Genomic DNA, 18,875 nt, shown 5'->3' on the forward strand with positions numbered 1-18,875 from the left:
GTCACATCTCACCCCGTTCGTGGCGCCGTAGCTGGGCCAAGTATCCCAACAACAGGACACCGATGACGGCGGCGATGATGAACGCGACCGCCGCCGCGGAGCCGTACCTGTTCCCGTTCCAGAGCCCGATGACGAGACAGCTGAGCGTCGGCACCGTGTTACACCCCGACGTCGCCTCGACAAGTCCGTACACCTTGAGCGCCCCGATCGTCCGGAACAGCAGCGCCACGAGGAGCGCCGGGAGCACGAGCGGGAACGTGATCGTCCGGAACTGCTGGAGTTTCGACGCGCCCGCGACGTCGGCGACGTCGTAGAGGCTCCGATCGATACTCTGCAGGCCCGCGAGGATGAGCAGCGCCATGAACGCCGACTGCTTCCAGACGTCAGCCAGGATGGCGATCAACAGCCCGTCTCGGCTGGTCGCGAGCGGCGTCGTCGAGATCAGCCCGAGTTCGTTGAGCGGGCCGACGGCGAACCCGATCGACGGCTGGAACATGAGATAGAAGATCATCCCCTGAATGACGATCGGGACGGCCCACGGGAGGATCATCGCGACGCGCGCCCACCGTCGGCCGCGGAACTCTTTATTCAGGATCAGCGCCATCGCGAGCCCGAACACCGTTTCGACGGCGACCGCGCCGACCGTAAACAGCAGCGTCACCGGAACGGCGCTCGTGAAGGGGGTCTCGAGGCTGAAAAACGGCCGCTGGAGGTTCGCCTGGCCGGTGAGGATGTCGACGTAGTTCCCCAGGCCGACGAACTCGCCGACCGGGTTCGTGGCAACGATATTGTCCGCGTGCAGCGAGATGTTGGCCGTGTAGAGCAACGGCCAGATGGCCATCGTTCCGAGCAGCGCGAAGACGGGGAGCAACATCACGTAGACGAACTGCGTGTCGCTCAGTCGCTCGATCCAGTCGAGCACCGCGAGGTCGAGACGATACCGGGATCGATCACCGGTGATCGTCGCCGAGCGGTCGTCCGTGCTCATGATTCGAACGATTCCTCGAGGTCGGTCAGCCGCGAGGCGAGCTCCGACATCGCGTCCTCGACGCCGGCGTCGCCCATCAGCGCGGCGTTGGCCTCCTGGGCGACGGGGTCCGACTGCTGGCTCCACACCGCCGTCGCCGGGCGGGCCATCGTGTGATCGCCGGCGAACGAGAGGGGCTCGAGGTACCGACCCATGATCGACACGTCGGTCGCGTCCTCGAGGATGTCCGGGTTCGGCGGGATGTGGCCGACGAGTTCGAAGTTCGCCCGCTGGAACTCCGGCGACGTCAGCGTCTCCAGGAACGCGAGGGCGTCGTCGAGCCGGTCCGTGTTCGGGTTCACGCAGTAGTTCCAGCCGCCGAGGGCGCCGATCGAGCCGCCGGTGCCGGGATACTCGCCTTCGCCCTCAGGGACGCCGTACGGCATCGGCATCACGCCCATGTCCTCGCCGAGCGCGTCGTCGGCGCCGTTGATGTTGATCGAGTACGGCCAGTTGCGCAACGCGACGGCGTCCCCGTCGGTAAACGGCTGCATCGAGGGCGACAGTCCCCACTGAAACGCCTCCTCGGAGGTGATGCCGCCGGCAAATTCGTCGAGCGTGTCCGGCGCGTCCGTCCCGTGGATGAACGTCCGCGCCATCCGAAGCGACTGGAGGACCGGCTCCTCGTCGATCGTCACGGGTCGATCGCCGATCGGCCCGTAGAGGTACTCCTCGGGGTTGCCGAAGTACGCCCCGCCCCACGAGGTGACGAACTCGTTGAACACGCAGCAGGCCAGCTGGATCTCGGAGGCGGCCTGCCAGTTGTAGCCGTACGCGACGTCCGCCTGCTCGTAGACGTCCTGTAGTTCGTGGGAGAACTGTTCCCACGACAGCGGATCGGTCCGGTGCTGTTCCCAGTCGTAGCCCGCGTCTTCGACCAGATCCTTCCGGTACTGGATCGTCGGAAAGTCGGGGTACAGCGGAACGCCGTAGAGCTCCGCGTTCGAGTCGGTGGCGGTGTTGACGCTCTGCTCGAAGTAGTCCTCGTGGACGGTGTCGAGGACGTCCGACGGCAGCTCCCCCTCGAGGTTCTGGAGCTGCCCCCGGACGATAAACGGCAGCGTCCACCCGCTGTCGAACGCCAGCAGGTCCGGCTTCTCCTGTCTGGACGAGAGCCACTGGGAGTACTGGTTTTGCATCTCGTCGGTCGACTGTCCGCCGCTGATCAGTTCCAGCTCGATGTCTTCGGAGAGGCCCGCGTCGTACAGCGCCTGCGTTATCTCGTCGCTGTTGTTCCGCCACTCGTTCGTGGCCGTGAGTTGGAGCGCGTCGTCACTCCCCCCGCCGTAACAGCCGGCGAGGCCGGCGGTGGCGGTCGCACTCGCTGTGATTACGAACCGTCGTCGACGGAGCACACTGCCAGCGCTAGCAGCGTCCGTGCTGCGGCTGTCATGCATAAACACAACAACCGTAAACAAGTATAAATACGTTTTCCTCAGGTGAACGTTAGCGTCAATTATCGTCGCCGGTGCGGTTGCTCGCGACCGATCAGCTGTCCAGGTGTGGACTGTTCCGCTTCTTTGGGGCCATAATGTCGCCAGTCTCGCGTGCTCCGTTGGAGTGCGCCAGTCTCTCCCAGTTCAGTGGCCGTCTAGGTCTCGTTCAGGCCATCGACATCTCTGGTCTCGCTCAGGTTGTCGGGGTCGGCTCCCGTTCCAGACCGTGGACGAGGGCGTTTCCGGACGCCGCGTCGAACAGGTGGATGCTGGACTGATCGAAGGCGACCTCGATCGCCTCGTCCTCCGCGAGTTCCGTCTCCGGACTGACGCTCATGAGCAGGGAGTCGCGTTCCGCGCGGCCCCGTTCCTCGACCGGCGAATCGGCCGCCTCCGGACGGAGGTAGACGAACATCTTCTCCCCGATCGGTTCGATCACGTCGACTTCAGCGCGCACGGTGCCGACCGTCGTCGGGGCGCGGTGATCGTCGACGGGATAGATGTCTTCCGGCCGGATCCCGAGCGTGACGTCGGTCGACGCATCTACGCCGGGCGCGTCGAGGGAGACGATCTCCGACTCGAAGCGGCCGTCCGCGACCGTCCCCTCGAGGAAGTTCATCGACGGCGAGCCGATGAAGCCGGCGACGAAGACGTTCGTCGGCTCCTCGTAGCACGTCAGGGGCGGCGCGATCTGCTGGAGTTCGCCGTCGTTGATGATCGCCACCCGATCGGACATCGTCATCGCCTCCTCCTGATCGTGGGTGACGTAGATCGCCGTTACCCCCAGTTTGCGCTGAATCCGCTGGAGCTCCGTTCGCATGTGCACCCGCAGCTTCGCGTCCAGGTTCGCCAGGGGCTCGTCCATGAGGAACACCTCGGGATCGCGAACGATGGCGCGACCGATGGCGACGCGCTGGCGCTGCCCGCCGGACAGCTCGCTCGGCATGCGGTCTAACATTCCCTCGAGTTTGAGCGTCTCGACGGCCTCGTCGACCCGCCGTTCGATGGCCTCGTCCTCGGCGCCCCGTATCCGGAGCCCGTAGCTCATGTTGTCGAAGACGTCCATGTGGGGGAACAGCGCGATGTTCTGGAAGACCATCGCGAGGTTCCGATCCTTCGGCGGGAGGTCGGTGACGTCGGTCCCGTCGATGTAGACGCTCCCCTCGGACTGCGTGGTCAGGCCACCGATCATCTCCAGCGTCGTGGACTTGCCACAGCCGGAGGGGCCGACGAACGAGACGAACTCGCCGTCCTCGATGGTGATGTTCATGTCGTCGACCGCCGTGACGTCGCTGTACCGCTTGGTAACGTTTTCCAGACGAACCGAACCCATACCACGAGTTCGTTCATCGAGTGCCCCCATAAAGATTAGTGCGCATCGACATGAACCGCGGATCGACTGCTGATCTGAATACCAGTCTATCGGCCCGAAGCGAACAGCTGTGGTCGACACGCTATTCGGCGTTCCGTCGTTCGATTTCATTTTATTTCACTATAATGAACTAAATATAATCGAGTATCTTTTTCAATATCATTACGGTACACTGGGGACGGAGTTGACCGAAATGGTTAGCCAGCAACGCAGAGACATACTCGTGGGTATCGGTGCGGGAACGGGGCTGTCCCTCGTCGGGGGCATTGCAACTGCCGAGATCGACGGAACCGACGACCGGGACGACGGAACGTCCGAGGAGCCGTTCGACGACCGAATCGCCGACCTCCTCGAGCGACTCACGATCGACGAGAAGGCGTCGTTGCTCCACCAGTATCAGCCGCCGATTCCGAGCGCCGGACTGGACGCGTTCCGGACCGGGACGGAAGCGCTCCACGGCGTCGCGTGGCTGGGCGAGGCGACCGTCTTTCCGCAGGCGATCGGCCTCGGGAGCACGTGGGATCCGGACCTGGTCGAGCGCGTCGGCGACGCCGTCGGCGACGAAGTGCGCGGGAAACACAACGCGACGGACGGCGGCGTCGGCCTCAACGTCTGGTCGCCGACGGTCGACCCCCTCCGAGACCCCCGCTGGGGCCGCAACGAGGAGGGGTACGCCGAGGATCCGCTGGTGAGCGGCGAGATCGCGACGGCCTATGCGGACGGGTTGACCGGCGACCATCCGACGTACCTCAAGACGGCGCCGATACTCAAACACTACATCGGATACAACAACGAGACCGAGCGCACGACGACCAACGCCGAGTTGCCGCCGCGGCTCCTCCGCGAGTACTACCTTCCCTTCTTCCGCGACCCGATCGAATCCGGGAACGCGGTCGGCGTCATGGCCTCGTACAACCTCGTCAACGGTCGACCGATGACGGTCTCGCCGCTGCTGGACGGGGTTCGGGAGTGGGCGCCCGACGGCAACGCGATCATGAACGTCAGCGACGCCTGGGCGCCGGTGAACCTGACCGGCGCCCAGGAGTACTTCGACTCGGACGCAAAAGCGCGCGCCGCCGCGGTACTCGCTGGACTCGACAGCTTCACCGAGTTCGACGCCGATAACTCGACGACGACCGACGCGCTACTGGGTGCGATCGAGGACGGGCACCTCGACGAGGCGGATCTCGACCGGGCCGCCGACCACGTGCTGACGGTGCGCTCGTTGCTCGGAGAGTTCCTCGAGCCCTCGGACGACCCCTACGCCGATCTCACCGAGGACGTCATCGGCCGCGAGGACCACCGCGAACTCGCCCGCGAGGCGGCGCGAAAGGGGACCGTCCTGCTCGAGAACGGCGGTGACGGTGACGCCGACGGCGCGCTCCCGCTCTCGACGGACGATACCGTCGCTGTCGTGGGACCGCTCTCCGATCGGGTGTTCGAGGACTGGTACAGCGGCGCAATGCCGTACCGGATCCCCCTTCGCGAGGGACTGCGGGATCGATTCGGTCCCGACCGGCTCCGCACCGACGTCGGCGCCGATCGGATCGCGCTCAGGGAGCGCTCGTCCGGCGACTACGTGTCGGCCGGCGTCGGTAAGGGCGGCGGCGTCCTTGGGCTACAGAGCACCGACGCGCCAAGCGTGCAGCTGTTCGAACGGATCCAGTGGACGGTCGACGCTTGGACGCTCCGGGCGACGGCCAACGAGCGGTACGTGACCGTCGACGGGGACGAGCTGATCAACTCCTCAGACGGACCGGGCGGCTGGGAGGTGGTCGACGAGGCCTTCGAGTTCGTCGACGTCGGCGACTCGATGGTCCTGCACCATCCCGGCAGCGACAGCTACGTGACCGTCGAGGAGGGGACGCTACAGGCCAGCGCCGACGCGCAGGCGGACGCCGCCAGATTCGACGTCGAAGTGCGGACCGACGGGATCGAAGCGGCGGTCGAGGCCGCCGCCGACGCCGACGCCGCGGTCGTCGCGGTCGGCACGCACCCGCTGATGGGCGGCCGCGAGACGCAGGATCGGGAGACGCTCGCCCTCCCGCACTCCCAGCGCGAGCTCGTCGAGCGCGTCGGCGACGCCCAGTCGGACACCGCGGTCGTCCTGCAGAGCAGCTACCCGGTCCACCTCGAGGGCGTCGAGGACCGCGTGCCGTCGATTCTCTGGACCAGCCACGCCGGTCAGGAGACCGGGCGCGCGCTGACGGACGTGCTGGTCGGCGACGTCTCGCCCGGCGGCCGGCTGACCCAGACCTGGCCGCGCTCGGCCGATCGCCTCCCCGAGATCACCGAGTACAACATCGTCGAGACGGGGATGACCTACCGCTACGGACAGGCGGACCCCCTGTACGCGTTCGGACACGGGCGCTCCTACAGTAGCTTCGAGTACGACGACCTCCGCATCTCGCCGAACGGGCCGCTCGAGGCGGGCGAGACGGCGACCGTCAACGTCCGCGTCACCAACGTCGGCTCGACGGCCGCCGACGAGGTCGTTCAGGGCTACACCGCACAGCGCCAGTCCCGAACCGACCAGCCCGAGCAGGTGCTGCGCGGGTTCGAGCGGATCCACCTCGAGCCCGGCGAGAGCGCGACCGTCGAGTTCTCGATCGAGTACGACGAGTTCTCGTTCTGGGACGTCACGCGCCGGCAGCGGGTCGTCGAACGGGCGACGCACTCGGTGCTCGTCGGCTCGGCGTCCGACGATATCCGGGAGCGCGGATCGATCCGCGTCGACGGCGAGACGATCCCGCCGCGGGACCTCTCCGCGACGACGCGAGCCGTCGACGCCGACGACTGGTCGTGGTCCGAGATCGAACTCCTCGATCGCTCGCGCTCGGCGGGGACGGTCGTCGGCATGACCGACGGCTCGTGGCTCTCGTTCGCGGACGTCGACCTGCGGGACAAGCCGGCCGAAGCGACCGTCTCGGTCGCCAGAGCGGACGAGGGGACGGCGACGGTGGAACTACGCCGGGGCTCGCCGTCCGGACCGCTGCTCGGTCGGGCGGCGGTCCCCTCGACGGGTGACGTCTACGAGTACGCTGAGCGGACGTTGTCGCTGGAGAACGCCAACGGGAACAACAGGGACCTCTACGTCGTAGTCCGCGGCGGCGACGTCCGCGTGCACACGATCGAACTCGAGTGATCGGAGCGCGGAGCGTTCGCCTCGAGCGGTCGCGTAGCGGAGCGTTCGGCCTCGAGTCGCCCTCGCGCGCCGGTACATTCAAGGAGACCGTCGTCGGACGTCTCTGACGTGACCTGTCGAGTGATACAGATCGGGACGGGAAACCAGGGCGAGGCCTGGTGTCGGGAGTTCCTCCCGCCGAACGTCGAAGACGGGACCGTCGAGGTCGTCGCGGCCGTCGACGTGAACGAGGCGGCGCTGACGAACGCGGTCGAGGCGCTGCCGATCTCGGAGGCCGAGTGCTATACGGACGCCGAGACGGCGATGGCGGAACACGGGCGCGACGCGGACGCCGTGGCGCTCGTCGTCCCGCCCGGCGCTCGCACGGAGCTCGTCTCGCTCGCGATCGATCACGATCTTGAGATACTCACGGAGAAGCCGATCGCCGCGTCGATGGACGACGCCGTCGAGATCGTCGAACTGGTCGAAGAGAGCGACACGAAGCTGGGCGTCACGATGAGCCACCGGTTTCGGCGGGACGTCACCTCGCTCCGCCGGCGGCTTCGATCGGGCGAGGACGGCCCCGTCGATTACCTGTACTGTCGGTACGCGGTCAACGCGCGGTCCCGCGGGAGCTGGGCCGGCGAACGGCTGTACGACGTCGAGGAACAGCCGCTGCTCGTCGACGGCGCGATCCACCACCTCGATCTGTTGGCGGATATGGCCGGCGGGCGCGCCGAAACGGTGTTCTGTCGCTCGTGGAACCCGGAGTACTCCGACTTCGCGGGCGATCCGAACGCGATCGTGCAACTGGGCATGGACAACGAGACGACGATCGTCTACGAGGGGCTGAACACGGCCGCGACCAGTTTCAACGGCTGGTGGGCGGAACGCATCCGAGCGAACTGTCGAGACGCCTCGCTGGTCCTCGACGACGGCGAACTCCGTCGGTTCCCCTACGAGCGGTCCGCGGAGAACTGTCTCGGCCACACCTCGCTCGAGGCGGGCGAGCCGATCGCCCTCGAGAACCGGGAGAAGTGGGGGAACGCCCTGCTCGTCGAGCGGTTCGCCGAGTGGTGTGCCGGCGGCGAGCCGATGGAGACGAACGCCCGCGCGAACCTCCGCTCGATGGCAATCGTTTTCGCCGCTATCGAGAGCGCCGAGACCGGCGAGGCGGTCGACGTGCGAGAGTTCCTGACCGGCCACATCGATCCGGACTCGCCGCTCGCGGCGCTACGGTAGCCGCGACGAACCGAGGTCGGTCGGCATCGAGAACCGAAACCGATCTCGAGCGCGAAAAACAGACGAGCGGCGTCTCAGTCGCCGGTCGGCACCACCGTGATCGGGCCGAGCGGCCCCTCGTGCAGTCCGCCGCCGCCACCGCCGTCGTACACCCGGATCGCGATCGCGTTCTCGCCGCCGAACGCGACGGTCGACGGGTCGACGGTGTACCGTCGCGGTTCGCTCCACGCGGTCTCGAACCCGTCTTCGGGGAACGTTCCGGTCTGTCCGATCTTCTCGCCGTTGAGGAACGTCTCGTCGACGTCGTCGATCGCGCCGAGCGGGAGCTCGAGAGCGTAGCCGGCCCAGCTCTCGGGAACGTCGAACGTCGTCCGGTACCAGCCGAAGACGTCGTTTTCGGTGTACTCGGAGTGGGCCTCCCAGGTCGCCGGGACCTCGACGAGTTCCCAGTCGCTGTCGTCGTACTCCGGCTCTGCCCGCGCGGGGTCGTCCCCCTTGCGGAACCGCCACTCGCCCTCGAGCGAGAGCCGGGGAGCGGTAAACAGGCGCGGCGGTTCGTCGCCGACGCGCACCTCGAACACGCCGGTTTCGGGCACGTCGTACTCGAATGAGACGGTCGTCTTCTCGCCGGCAGCGAGGTCGACCGTTCGACTCGCGACCACCTCGTCGTTGACGGTCAGCGGGACGTCGATCCGCTCCGGTTTCGCGCCCGCGTTCCTGACGACCGCGGACGCGGTGATCGTCCCGTCGTCCGCGTCGTGCTCGGCCTCGAACCCGCCGACGGGGCTCGTCGAGGCGAACGCGTACGGGAGGCGCCGGCGCGAGAGCTCCATCGGCGACAGATCGTCCGCCGTCCGGGGGCGGAAGCCGACGACGAACTCGAAGGGGCCGTCGGGGACGACGCGGTGCTCCGGGCTCGGCTGGACGGGGGTGCCGCCGACGCCGGTCACGGCGTGATCGACGTTGAACAGCACGCCGTCGCGCTCCTCGAGCTGGTAGTCGAACAGCGCCCGATCGAGGTTCGCCACGTCGTGGGCGCTGACGTTGACCGTCGGCCGACCGAACGCGGCGAGTCCGGCGCCGTCCGCCGCCGAGAGCGTCGCCCACCTGACGTCCGTCTTGTTGCCGTACTCCTGGGGCCGAACGTAGGGGACGTACTGCTCGGAGACGGCGCCGGCGTAGGTGCCGATCGCCGCGCCGTTATTGCGGTCCGGGTAGGTCTCCACCGGTCCGTTCCCGTGCCACGAGAGCTCCGAGAACGCGTCGGGCACCTCGAGTTGGACGCCGACGCGCGGGAGCCAGTTCGTGATCCCCTCGCGAAGGGCGTCGTTCGGTTCCGCGCGCACGCCGAGTAGCACGTCGCCCGTCCCGAAGACGTGATACAGATACGTCGTCTCGAAGCCGGCGTCGGCGTCGGGCGCGGAAACCAGCGTCGTAATCTCGACGCGGGTGACGCCGTCGGCGATATCGGAGATCTCGAACGATTCGACCGCGTGTTCGAGCCGATCGAGGCCGAGTTCGTACCACTCCTCGACCTCCGCCGTCCCCCAGTCGACCATCTCGTTCGAGATGGGCGCCCGCCAGACGTTCAACAGCGGCCCGCGGGCGAGGAACTCGCGGCCGTCCGCCTCGAGGGAGCGAAGCGTCCCGCGATCCGCGTCGAAGGTATACTCGAAATTCGGTCCGTCGATCGTCGTCTGAACGTTGTCTGTCATGTGGTCGTCCGTGGTCGTCGGTGTGAATTCGTTCGAAACCGCTGTCCGTCGGTCCGCGCCGCATCGATCCGACGTCGGCTGGATCGCGGGCGGTCGGTCGCGTCGACAGCGCTCCCGGTCATCGGCTCACCGAGGTGCTCGGCATCGAGTCGATTCGCTTGAGCGGCGGTTCCGGGACGTCGAAGGGGACCGCGAACTGCTCGAAAGCCACCTCGTGGCCGGCGTCGGCCCACTTGGTATCCTCCGCGAGCGTGACCCTGATCGTCAGCCAGTACTCCGCACCCGGCTCGAGGTCGGGCTCGTCGAACGGGACGGTCGCGTCCCGCGTCGTCCCCGGTTCGACCTCGAGCGACAGGACGCCGTCCTGTAGCACCGTCTCGCCGTCGGTCAGCTCCCAGGTCGCCTCGAGAGCTGAGAGGGGCGTGAAGTGGAACCGGTTGTGGATCTCGACGACGCCCGCGACCGGATCGATCGGATCGATCCCGACGGGCTGGTGGGCCTTCTTCAGTTCCCACAGCTCCGGCTGCGGCGTGCGGTCGGCGAAGATCGTTCCGTTGATGCAGAAGGGGCTCACGCCGTACGAACGGAACGTTCCCTCGTCGCGGAACTCCTCGAACGCGAGGTCGAGGATCGCGTCGTCGGCAGCGCGGTCGGACGCGAGTTCCGCGGGCGAGAGCGCGCGGTCGTAGATGCGGACCGAGTCGAAGACGGCGTTGGACAGCCAGTCCCCGTAGCCGTCGGTGTGTAGCGTCGCGTTTCGCCCGACGTTGACCGGCTGGCGGGCGTGTCCGATCTCGCCGTCGTGCTCGGTCGTCTCGAGCAGTTCGCCGTCGACGTACAGTTGCAGTTCGGCGCCGGTGTGGACGCCCGCGACGTGATGCCAGGAGCCCGTCCAGTCGTCCGGCACCGGCGCGCTGACGGTGACCCACTCCTCGTCGGGGTCGTAGACGAACCACTCCAGCGTGTCCTCGTCGGCCATCTGGAGTGCGTATTGGGTGTCTCCCTTCGTGACGTACGGATCCGCGCCGGTCCAGGGCTCCCGCGGCTTGACGACGGTCTCCACGGTGAGCCCCGGCTCGGTGACGTCGAGACTCGGGTCCCTGTAGAGCTCCACCCAGTCGTCGAGTCCGGAGAGGGCGAGCGCGCTCCCGCGGTCGGTCTCGACGATCGAAGGGTTGCCGTGGAGCGCCCCGTCGTTCCCGGTGCCGCTCTCGTCGGGCGTGATCGTCAGGTCCTCGTACAGCGTCTGGTCGACCCAGTCCCAGACGAAGCCGCCCTGAAGCTGGTCGTACTCGTGAATCCTCTCCCAGAACGGCTCCATGAGCCCTAAGCTGTTGCCCATCGCGTGGCTGTACTCACCCATGATCACCGGTCGGTCTTCGTCCTCGTCGAGCGCGAAACCCTCGAGTTCGTCGGGGCTGACGTACCGCGGGCCGATGATCGGCGCGAACGGTGCGACGCCGCCGTTGTTGGCCTGGTGGTAGAGGAAGCGCGTGTCGTCGACCTCAGTCGCGTAGTCGGCCATCTCGACGTGTGCGGGGCCGAGTCCGGCCTCGTTACCGGTGCTCCACGTGAAGATCGACGGGTGGTTCTTGTCGCGCTGGACCATGCGGCGGAACCGATCCATGAACGACGGATCGAACTCGGGGTGTTCGTTGACGAGTTCCTCGTTCTGGTGGGTCTCGGCGTTGACCTCGTCTTGCACGTAGAAGCCGTACTCGTCGGCCAGCGCGGCGAACTCGGGATCGTTCGGGTAGTGGGAGGTGCGGATCGCGTTGACGTTGGACCGCTTCAGCAACTCGAGGTCCTCGCGGATCCGCTCGGTCGTCATCGTCCGGCCGCGCACGGGGTCGTGCTCGTGGCGATTGACGCCCCTGAACTCGACGGGCGTGCCGTTGACGCGGACCTGTCCGTCGACGATCTCGTACTCGCGAAACCCCACGCGCTCGAGTTGGGCCTCGAGCGGCCGGTTCGAACCGGACGGAACGAGTTCGAGCCCGAGTCGGTAGAGATGGGGGTGTTCCGCGGACCACTTGTGCGGGTCCGAGACGTCTGTCTCGAGCGTGACGCCGACGCTGTCGCCGGCTGGGACGTCGACGTCCTCCTCGAACGTCGTCACGTGATCGCCACCCGGATCGAACAGCTGCGCGCGGAGAGCGTACGAGTCGGGCGTACCGTTTCCGTTCGCTCTTCCGTGGTTCTTCCCGTTTTCGCCTCCGCGTTTCTTTCCTCCGCGTCCGTCCCCGTCTGCGTCCGCCGTCGAGAGGTCGGCGACTTCGGCGTCTATCGTAAGCGTCGCGTCCTCGTAGCTCTCGTCTACGTCGGTGCGAACGGCGTAGTCGCGGAGGTGGACCTGCGGCGTCGAGTACAGGTACGCGTCCCGGTAGATGCCCGCGAAGTGCCACATGTCCTGGTTCTCGAGGTAGGTGCCGTCCGACCACCGGTACACCTGCACGGCGACCGTGTTTTTGCCGGGCTCGAGGGCGTCGGTGACGTCGAACTCGGCCGGCGTCATCGAACCCTGATCGTAGCCGACGTACCGGCCGTTCACCCAGACGAAGGCGGCGGACTTGATCCCCTCGAACCGGAGGAACGTCCGTCGGTCGTTCGTCCAGTTCCCCGGCACCGTCACCGTCCGGTGGTAGGTCCCGACCGGGTTGATGGTGTCGGGTACTTCGGGCGGCTCGTAGGGAGTCATCGGTACCGGAACGTTCCGATACATGGCGTGGCCGTAACCCTCGGTCTGCCAGACAGACGGGACATTGATTTGGTCCCAGTCGTTGACCGCGTCGAAGTCGTCCGGCGAGCCGTCGGGCGTGAGCGACCAGACGAACTCCCACTCGCCCTCGAGCGATCGGACGAACGGAGACCGATCCCGTCGCTCGCTCGGCGACGCACACCGTCGGTCCCCAGCGAGGGCCGCCTCGACGGACGGATACGGGATCGTCGGGACGTGCGGTTCGGTCTGGTTCTCCGCGACCATCGCCGGATTCTCGAGGTACGCCTCGAGATCGAGATCGCCCGGCGACCGATCGGGTATCGGGTCGTCCGTTCGACCGCCGGCCGCGAGGCCGGGGAGGAGGGCGACTCCCCCCGAGGCCAGCAACACGTTCCGCCGGGAGATCGGTACTGTACTATCGGCTGTGCTCCGCCGTGAATCGGGTCGTTCGCTTCCCATGCAGAATGGTAGACAACGGCAAAGTAAATAATAAAAGTTAGTATTACAGTGATATTTTATATGATACGGGGAACGATCGTTCCGTCCGTTCCGGACGCTTCACCGATAGAATCGTCCGGATGCGACGGGATCGAACATCACACGGACGCGATCGCTCAGGGGTACCAGTCAACCGAAACCTGTTACGAGGGGAACAGTAAAGGGTTCGGGCCGACCTCGTATGCGTATGCAGTTTGAGGCACTCCGATCGGAACTGGACGGTCCGCGGGTTCGAACCGACGAGGGGCTGTTGAAACTTCAGGTCATCGACGATGCCGTCGTCAGGGTCGTCGCGACGGAACGCGATTCGATCACCGAGCCGTCGGCCGACAGCCCGATGATCGTCGAGCAACCCCCTGCCGACGTCGACTGGTCGGTGACCGACGGCGAGACGACGGTCACGCTCGAGACCGACGCGCTCCGGGTCGACCTCGCGAAGGACACCTGCGCGCTCACGTGGCGCAACGCCGACGGCGAGCTGTTGGTCCGGGAGCCCCGCGACGGCGGGAAGGAACTCCGCCCCGTCGACGTCGCCGAACTGGCCGGCGAGAACGCCGCGACGCCGGCGGAGACGCTCGAGCGAGGGGCGTACTCGACGAAGCTGTCCCTCGAGTTCGCCGCGGACGAGGCGATCTACGGGCTCGGACAGCACGACGACGGCATCGCGAACTATCGCGGGCACGATCAGCACCTCTACCAGCACAACACGAAGGTAGCGATGCCTGCGTTCGTCTCCACGCGCGGGTACGGGTTCCTGTTCGATAGCTACTCGCTGTCGACGTTTCGCGACGACCGCCACGGCACGTACTTCTGGTCGGAGTGCGTCGACGAACTCGATTTCTATTTCGTCTCCGGACCGGAACTCGACGACGTCGTCTCCGGCATTCGCCGGCTGACGGGTGACGCGACGATGCTCCCGAAGTGGTCCTACGGCTACGTACAGTCGAAAGAGCGCTATACGAATCAGGACGAACTCCTCGCGGTCGTCGACGAGTACCGCGACCGGGAGATTCCGCTCGACTGCATCGTCCAGGACTGGCAGTACTGGCCCGATTCGACGGCGGACGACCCCGATTTCGAGTCGTGGGGCGGCCCGGAGGGCGACTGGGGGCGCTGGGGCCAGAAGTCGTTCGAACCGTCGCGATTCCCCGATCCCGACGCGCTGACCGACGAACTGCACGAACGTAACGTGCGCCTGATGCTCTCCATCTGGCCGAACATGATCACCGGCGAGGACCACGAGGAGATGGCCGCGGCGGGCCACCTGCTCGGCGACGGCGACCTCTCGGCGCCCGACAACGAGGTTAACTACTACGACGTCTTCTCCGAGGACGCGCGGGAACTGTACTGGAACCAGGCCGAGGAGGGGCTGTTCTCCCACGGTATCGACGCCTGGTGGGCCGACTCGACGGAGCCGTACAACCCCGATTGGGGGCTCGAGGACCCCCTCGAGCCCGAACAGCGCCTCGAACTGATCGCGAGCGACTACAAGCGGGTCTTCGATCCGGCCTACACCAACGCCTACTCGCTCTACCAGGCGAAGGGGCTCTACGAGGGCCAGCGGTCGACGACCGAGGAAAAACGGGTGCTCAACCTCACGCGGAGCGGGTATCCGGGCCAGCAGCGCTACGGCGCGGTCACCTGGTCGGGCGATATCGAGGCGACGTGGGACCGCTTCGAGAAACAGATCGCCGACGGACTGCAGTTCACCGCCACCGGAAACCCGAAGTGGACCCTCGACATCGGCGCCTTTTTCGTCGAAGACAACACCGACGACGAGTTCTACGCGAACGGCGACTTCGACGCGGGCCACGAGGACCTCGGCTATCGGGAACTTTACACGCGTTGGTTCCAGTTCGGCGTTTTCCTGCCGCTGTTTCGCTCGCACGGGACGAACACACCCCGCGAGATATGGCGCTTCGGCGAGCCCGGCGATCGAATCTACGACACGCTCGTGAAATTCGACGAACTGCGCTACCGATTGCTCCCGTACATCTACTCGCTGGCGGGGTGGGAAACCCGCGACGAGTACACGATGTTCCGCCACCTCGCGTTCGAGTTCCGCGAGGACGACCGCGTCCACGAGATCGTCGACCAGTTCATGTTCGGCCCGGCGTTGCTGGTCTGTCCGGTCACCGAACCGATGTACTACGGTCCCGGCTCGACGCCCCTCGAGGGACGGGCAAAAGCCCGCGAGGTCTATCTCCCCGACGACGCGACCTGGTACGACTTCTGGACGGGCGAACGCTACGAGGGCGGCCAGACGATCCTCGCCGACGCACCCCTCGAGAAGCTGCCGCTGTTCGTCCGCGCGGGAAGCGTCGTCCCGATGGGACCGGTCGTCCAACACACCGATGAACGGCCCGACGCCCCGTGGACCCTGCGCGTCTATCCCGGCCGCGACGGCTCGTTCGAGGTCTACGAAGACGCCGGCGACGGATACGCGTACGAGGACGGGGAGTACGCGGTGACGCCGATCGCGTGGGACGAACCCGCCGGGAAACTCTCGATCGGCGACCGCGAGGGCTGGTTCCCCGAACTGACCGAGACGCGGGAGTTCCGGATCGTCCCCGTCGAGCGGGGCGTCGGCACCGGCGTCAACGAGGCCGAGTCGCGGACGACGGTCACCTACGACGGGAGCGAAACGACGGTCGACGTCGGCCGTTAGTAGGCCCGCGTCCGCTAGTCGACGATTCTCGGCGCGTTCCGCGACTGCGAAGCGCCGGCCCTCGAGCGACGCCGACGGCGCGTGACGGATCGCGCGGCGAGCGGGAGCGCCGACCGCGACGTGAATCGCAGCGCCCTCACTCGACGCTACTTTCGCTCGGTACCGACGAGGACGAAGTCCCGAACCTCCGACCCGCGTATCGAAGCGAAGAGACAGTCGCCGGTAGTAATGGGTAAACACATCATAATTAGAGTTGCGTATACCGGGATGGTGGTCGTTAGAAGCTGTTAGAGACCCTCTACCAACAATATTCGAATAAACCGTTCATTACCAGACTGCGGTCGGCATCGTCACGGTCGAAATACAGCACAGTACTGCGGCCCCCTCGGATAGCGACCAACGCGACACTGAGACAGAGGACTGATCGATAGCGGCGAATCGTGTCGGCGCTGAGCCGGCGCCGAATCGCGCTCGGCTCATTCGCGGTTTTCGAAGGGGTCGATGCTCGGTCGCGCGTTGACGACGCCGCCGATGTAGCCCAGGAGAAGGACACGAACAGCACCAGTTCCAGCGGGTACGTCAGGTACGACGGGTGCGTCATCATCTACGAGGCGGAGGGCGAACGGGCCGTCTCCCTGGATACGTTCGTCGGTCGCCGGGCGCCGATGCACTGTACGGCCCTCGGGCAAGCGATGCTCGCCAACATGTCCCGGGAGCGCGTCGCGGAGATCATCGCCGAGAAAGGCTCCCCGCGGTCACCGAGGAGACGATCACCGACGGAGAACGGTTCTTCCGACACCTCGAGACGGTGCGGGAGGACGGCTACGCGACCATTCGCGGCGAGCGGGTGCCCGAACTCGGTTCGATTGCGGTTCCCGTCAAGAAGAACGGTACCGTGTTCGGTGCCGTGGGCGTCTGCTGTCCGATGTCCCGAGCGAGCGACGAGCGGTTCGAAGAGGAACTTCCCAAGCGCGTTCTCGAGGCCGCAAACGGATCACGCTCGATTTGAAGTGCAGCGGAGCGACAGATACGATATTGTCGTACGGTCGGTTCCGGCTCCCGCGTTCGGCGGTTTCAGATCTCCTTCCGGTGATTCGTTGCCGACGACGGTCCGATTCCACGGGCGACGGAAGACGCGCGGTCGACTCGAACGTGGGCCGCGGGTACTGACGTCGACGCGATCGGGTGCAGAAAACGAGGCGGATCGACGTCTGGCTTCAACTTCGATTACACGGGTACTTCTGTAAACAATTCGCTGAGAAGACCGGTGCTCCTACGGAGTTTCTTCCAGTGGTGCTCCTGCAATTCCCTCTCGAGTCCTGCGTGTGGTTTTACGCGCCAAACGATCGTCCGGCTACCTCGCTCAACGCCGCCGTCTTCACGACCGATTACGAGCGTGCGCTCGCGCTCGCGCTCGCCGACCGGATCGATGCGGGTGCGGTCCGCATCAACGGCGCGCTATCCCCGGGACTTGGTGATATCCCCTTCGGCGGGAACAAGGATTCGGATATCGGCCGCGAACGGCTCGACGCTTCGATACACGTCATGATGCGGACGAAGAGCATCGTGCTGTAGTCGAATCGGTACCGACTCTCGCTCTCTGACGGCGATCCGAACGCGCGGTCGGCGACGCGATTTGACGCCGCGCTCGAGTCGGCGATACGATTAGCGGTTCGGTTCAGGCACGTGAATCCGGCGGCATCAGGTATGCCGCGTACTGGCACTCCTCGCAGTTCAACACGTTCGAGAGCAGGAACTCATGCCACGAGATTCCTTTCCGAAGACTCCCGCCACAGCGCGGACACTGAGTGGGGTTTTCGGGCACCATTCTTCATCTACGGAGGTAGACTACGTGCCCGTACATAAGAATTGGTATTTGATATCATACCACAAAGAAGGCAAGAGATCGGTCGGAGCGGAACCGAGTTTGAGTATCGGCCGTGCAGTTTCGGGAGAAAGGGTCAATTCGTTTTCGAAAGAAGCCGCGTCAGACGCGTACAACGAAAACTCCCGGCGGAATCCGGGACAGCCGCGAGTACTAACGGGGATGACCGGACCGGTCAGCAGTAGCGGTCAGCTAGCCGGCACTCCCGTACATATAGAGATTATATAACGTTATGAATTCTTTCCTGATTGTATCGAGTATTAGAAGATGGTCGAATCTATCATCAATTCAAAACCTCCGAAGGGCCCGTTCCGACGGCAGTGAATACGGTATCGGAGCGGCTACCGTCGCGAGGACAAGAAATCGGATTTTCGGTCCCAGCAGCTATCCGGGTCCACCACCGATTTTCTATCCACAGGTATAGCTGCGGGCACCCGCCGTACTCAGAGAGGGGACTGTTCGAACGGACGCCGGTTCGAATATCGGCTGGAGTCCTCGGAAGGGGTAACGAAGAGACCGTTACGCGGAGCGTTTCCGTTGGAGCGACCGATACTCCGCGCCGAACTGGATCCGATCGTTCCTCGAGAGTTCGATATCGTTTGCCGCAAGCAACTCGAGCATTCGCTCGATATCGCATCCGTACCACATCGCGAGGACGCGGACGTTCTTCTGTGCGTAATCGTAGTTGCGCGCGAGGACCCGCGGATTCAACGGATCGACCGTGATCGACGTCATTGTCTCTCTAATTGGTATAGAGTGACATAAATCTAGGGAGGCGGAGACGCCGGTTCGTCGGCGACAATCAATTGCCTGGTCGCGATGAGCGGCAAATCCTGAGAGGAGGATGCGATTTGCGACGGTTCTCACCGGAGAAGTTCAGTTCATCGCTACGGTATTCCGCGTTTCCTGAGAGAGACCAATCCGGAAGTAACACATTGCTGTGAAAATAGCGTTCAACGAGTTTTATCTGTATTCTGGAAAGTAATATTCTGAGAGTGGTTCAAAATAGTATTCAGTAGTAGTGGTAACAGTCGAATAGCAAGGATTTTAATGTCAACTCAATTAGATATTATGGATCCGCTTCCCCAGCACGCTCGTGTAGCGGCGGTATCGCTCTTCCGCTGATCGATCGAGGCAAAGTGAGCAGTTATCCCGAGACTATCGCCCGGTAATACGATCGTATGAACCA

9 protein-coding genes and 2 pseudogenes are annotated in these 18,875 nt (G+C 65.2%); 5 read left to right on the top strand and 6 right to left on the bottom strand.

Features of this window, described 5'->3' with window-relative positions; all coding sequences use genetic code 11:
- Window position 1 precedes the first annotated feature (1 nt).
- The 3 genes from C477_RS17000 to C477_RS17010 form a co-directional block, all read right to left on the bottom strand.
- Window positions 2-988, bottom strand: a complete 987-nt coding sequence (locus C477_RS17000) for a carbohydrate ABC transporter permease (RefSeq protein ID WP_008895765.1) — start codon at window positions 986-988, stop codon at window positions 2-4.
- Entirely contained in the window at window positions 985-2,424 is a 1,440-nt protein-coding gene (locus C477_RS17005; protein ID WP_083870316.1) for an extracellular solute-binding protein, read from the bottom strand. Before C477_RS17005 ends, C477_RS17000 begins: the two co-directional genes overlap by 4 nt.
- Before the next feature lie 232 nt (window positions 2,425-2,656).
- Window positions 2,657-3,796, bottom strand: a complete 1,140-nt coding sequence (locus tag C477_RS17010; protein ID WP_008895767.1) for an ABC transporter ATP-binding protein — start codon at window positions 3,794-3,796, stop codon at window positions 2,657-2,659.
- 232 nt (window positions 3,797-4,028) lie between these two features.
- Between C477_RS17010 and C477_RS17015 the strand changes: the two genes are divergently transcribed.
- Window positions 4,029-6,980, top strand: a complete 2,952-nt coding sequence (locus C477_RS17015) for a glycoside hydrolase family 3 protein (protein ID WP_049914629.1) — start codon at window positions 4,029-4,031, stop codon at window positions 6,978-6,980.
- Window positions 6,981-7,088: 108 nt separating this feature from the next.
- On the top strand, window positions 7,089-8,201 hold the full coding sequence (locus tag C477_RS17020; RefSeq protein ID WP_049914630.1) for a Gfo/Idh/MocA family protein: 1,113 nt from the start codon (window positions 7,089-7,091) through the stop codon (window positions 8,199-8,201).
- Window positions 8,202-8,275: 74 nt separating this feature from the next.
- Here C477_RS17020 and C477_RS17025 read toward each other — a convergent pair whose 3' ends face one another.
- Both C477_RS17025 and C477_RS17030 read right to left on the bottom strand, forming a co-directional pair.
- The gene (locus C477_RS17025; RefSeq protein ID WP_008895770.1) at window positions 8,276-9,916 is read right to left on the bottom strand and encodes a beta-galactosidase small subunit-related protein; all 1,641 of its coding nucleotides are present in this window, start codon (window positions 9,914-9,916) and stop codon (window positions 8,276-8,278) included.
- A 118-nt stretch (window positions 9,917-10,034) separates the two neighbouring features.
- On the bottom strand, window positions 10,035-13,094 hold the full coding sequence (locus C477_RS17030; protein ID WP_152423346.1) for a glycoside hydrolase family 2 TIM barrel-domain containing protein: 3,060 nt from the start codon (window positions 13,092-13,094) through the stop codon (window positions 10,035-10,037).
- Between the two features lie 226 nt (window positions 13,095-13,320).
- On the opposite strand from C477_RS17030, the gene C477_RS17035 reads away from it, so the two are divergent.
- The 3 genes and pseudogenes from C477_RS17035 to C477_RS24600 form a co-directional block, all read left to right on the top strand.
- The gene (locus C477_RS17035; protein ID WP_008895772.1) at window positions 13,321-15,801 is read left to right on the top strand and encodes a glycoside hydrolase family 31 protein; all 2,481 of its coding nucleotides are present in this window, start codon (window positions 13,321-13,323) and stop codon (window positions 15,799-15,801) included.
- Between the two features lie 440 nt (window positions 15,802-16,241).
- Window positions 16,242-16,810, top strand: a pseudogene (locus tag C477_RS25050) (IclR family transcriptional regulator).
- Window positions 16,811-17,160: 350 nt separating this feature from the next.
- Window positions 17,161-17,376, top strand: a pseudogene (locus C477_RS24600) (aldehyde dehydrogenase family protein); the annotation flags it as partial.
- Between the two features lie 829 nt (window positions 17,377-18,205).
- On the opposite strand, the gene C477_RS17050 reads toward C477_RS24600, so the two are convergent.
- Window positions 18,206-18,421, bottom strand: a complete 216-nt coding sequence (locus C477_RS17050) for a hypothetical protein (protein WP_008895775.1) — start codon at window positions 18,419-18,421, stop codon at window positions 18,206-18,208.
- Window positions 18,422-18,875 lie beyond the last annotated feature (454 nt).

This window comes from Haloterrigena salina JCM 13891, assembly GCF_000337495.1.
In the GTDB taxonomy this organism is placed as follows: domain Archaea; phylum Halobacteriota; class Halobacteria; order Halobacteriales; family Natrialbaceae; genus Haloterrigena; species Haloterrigena salina.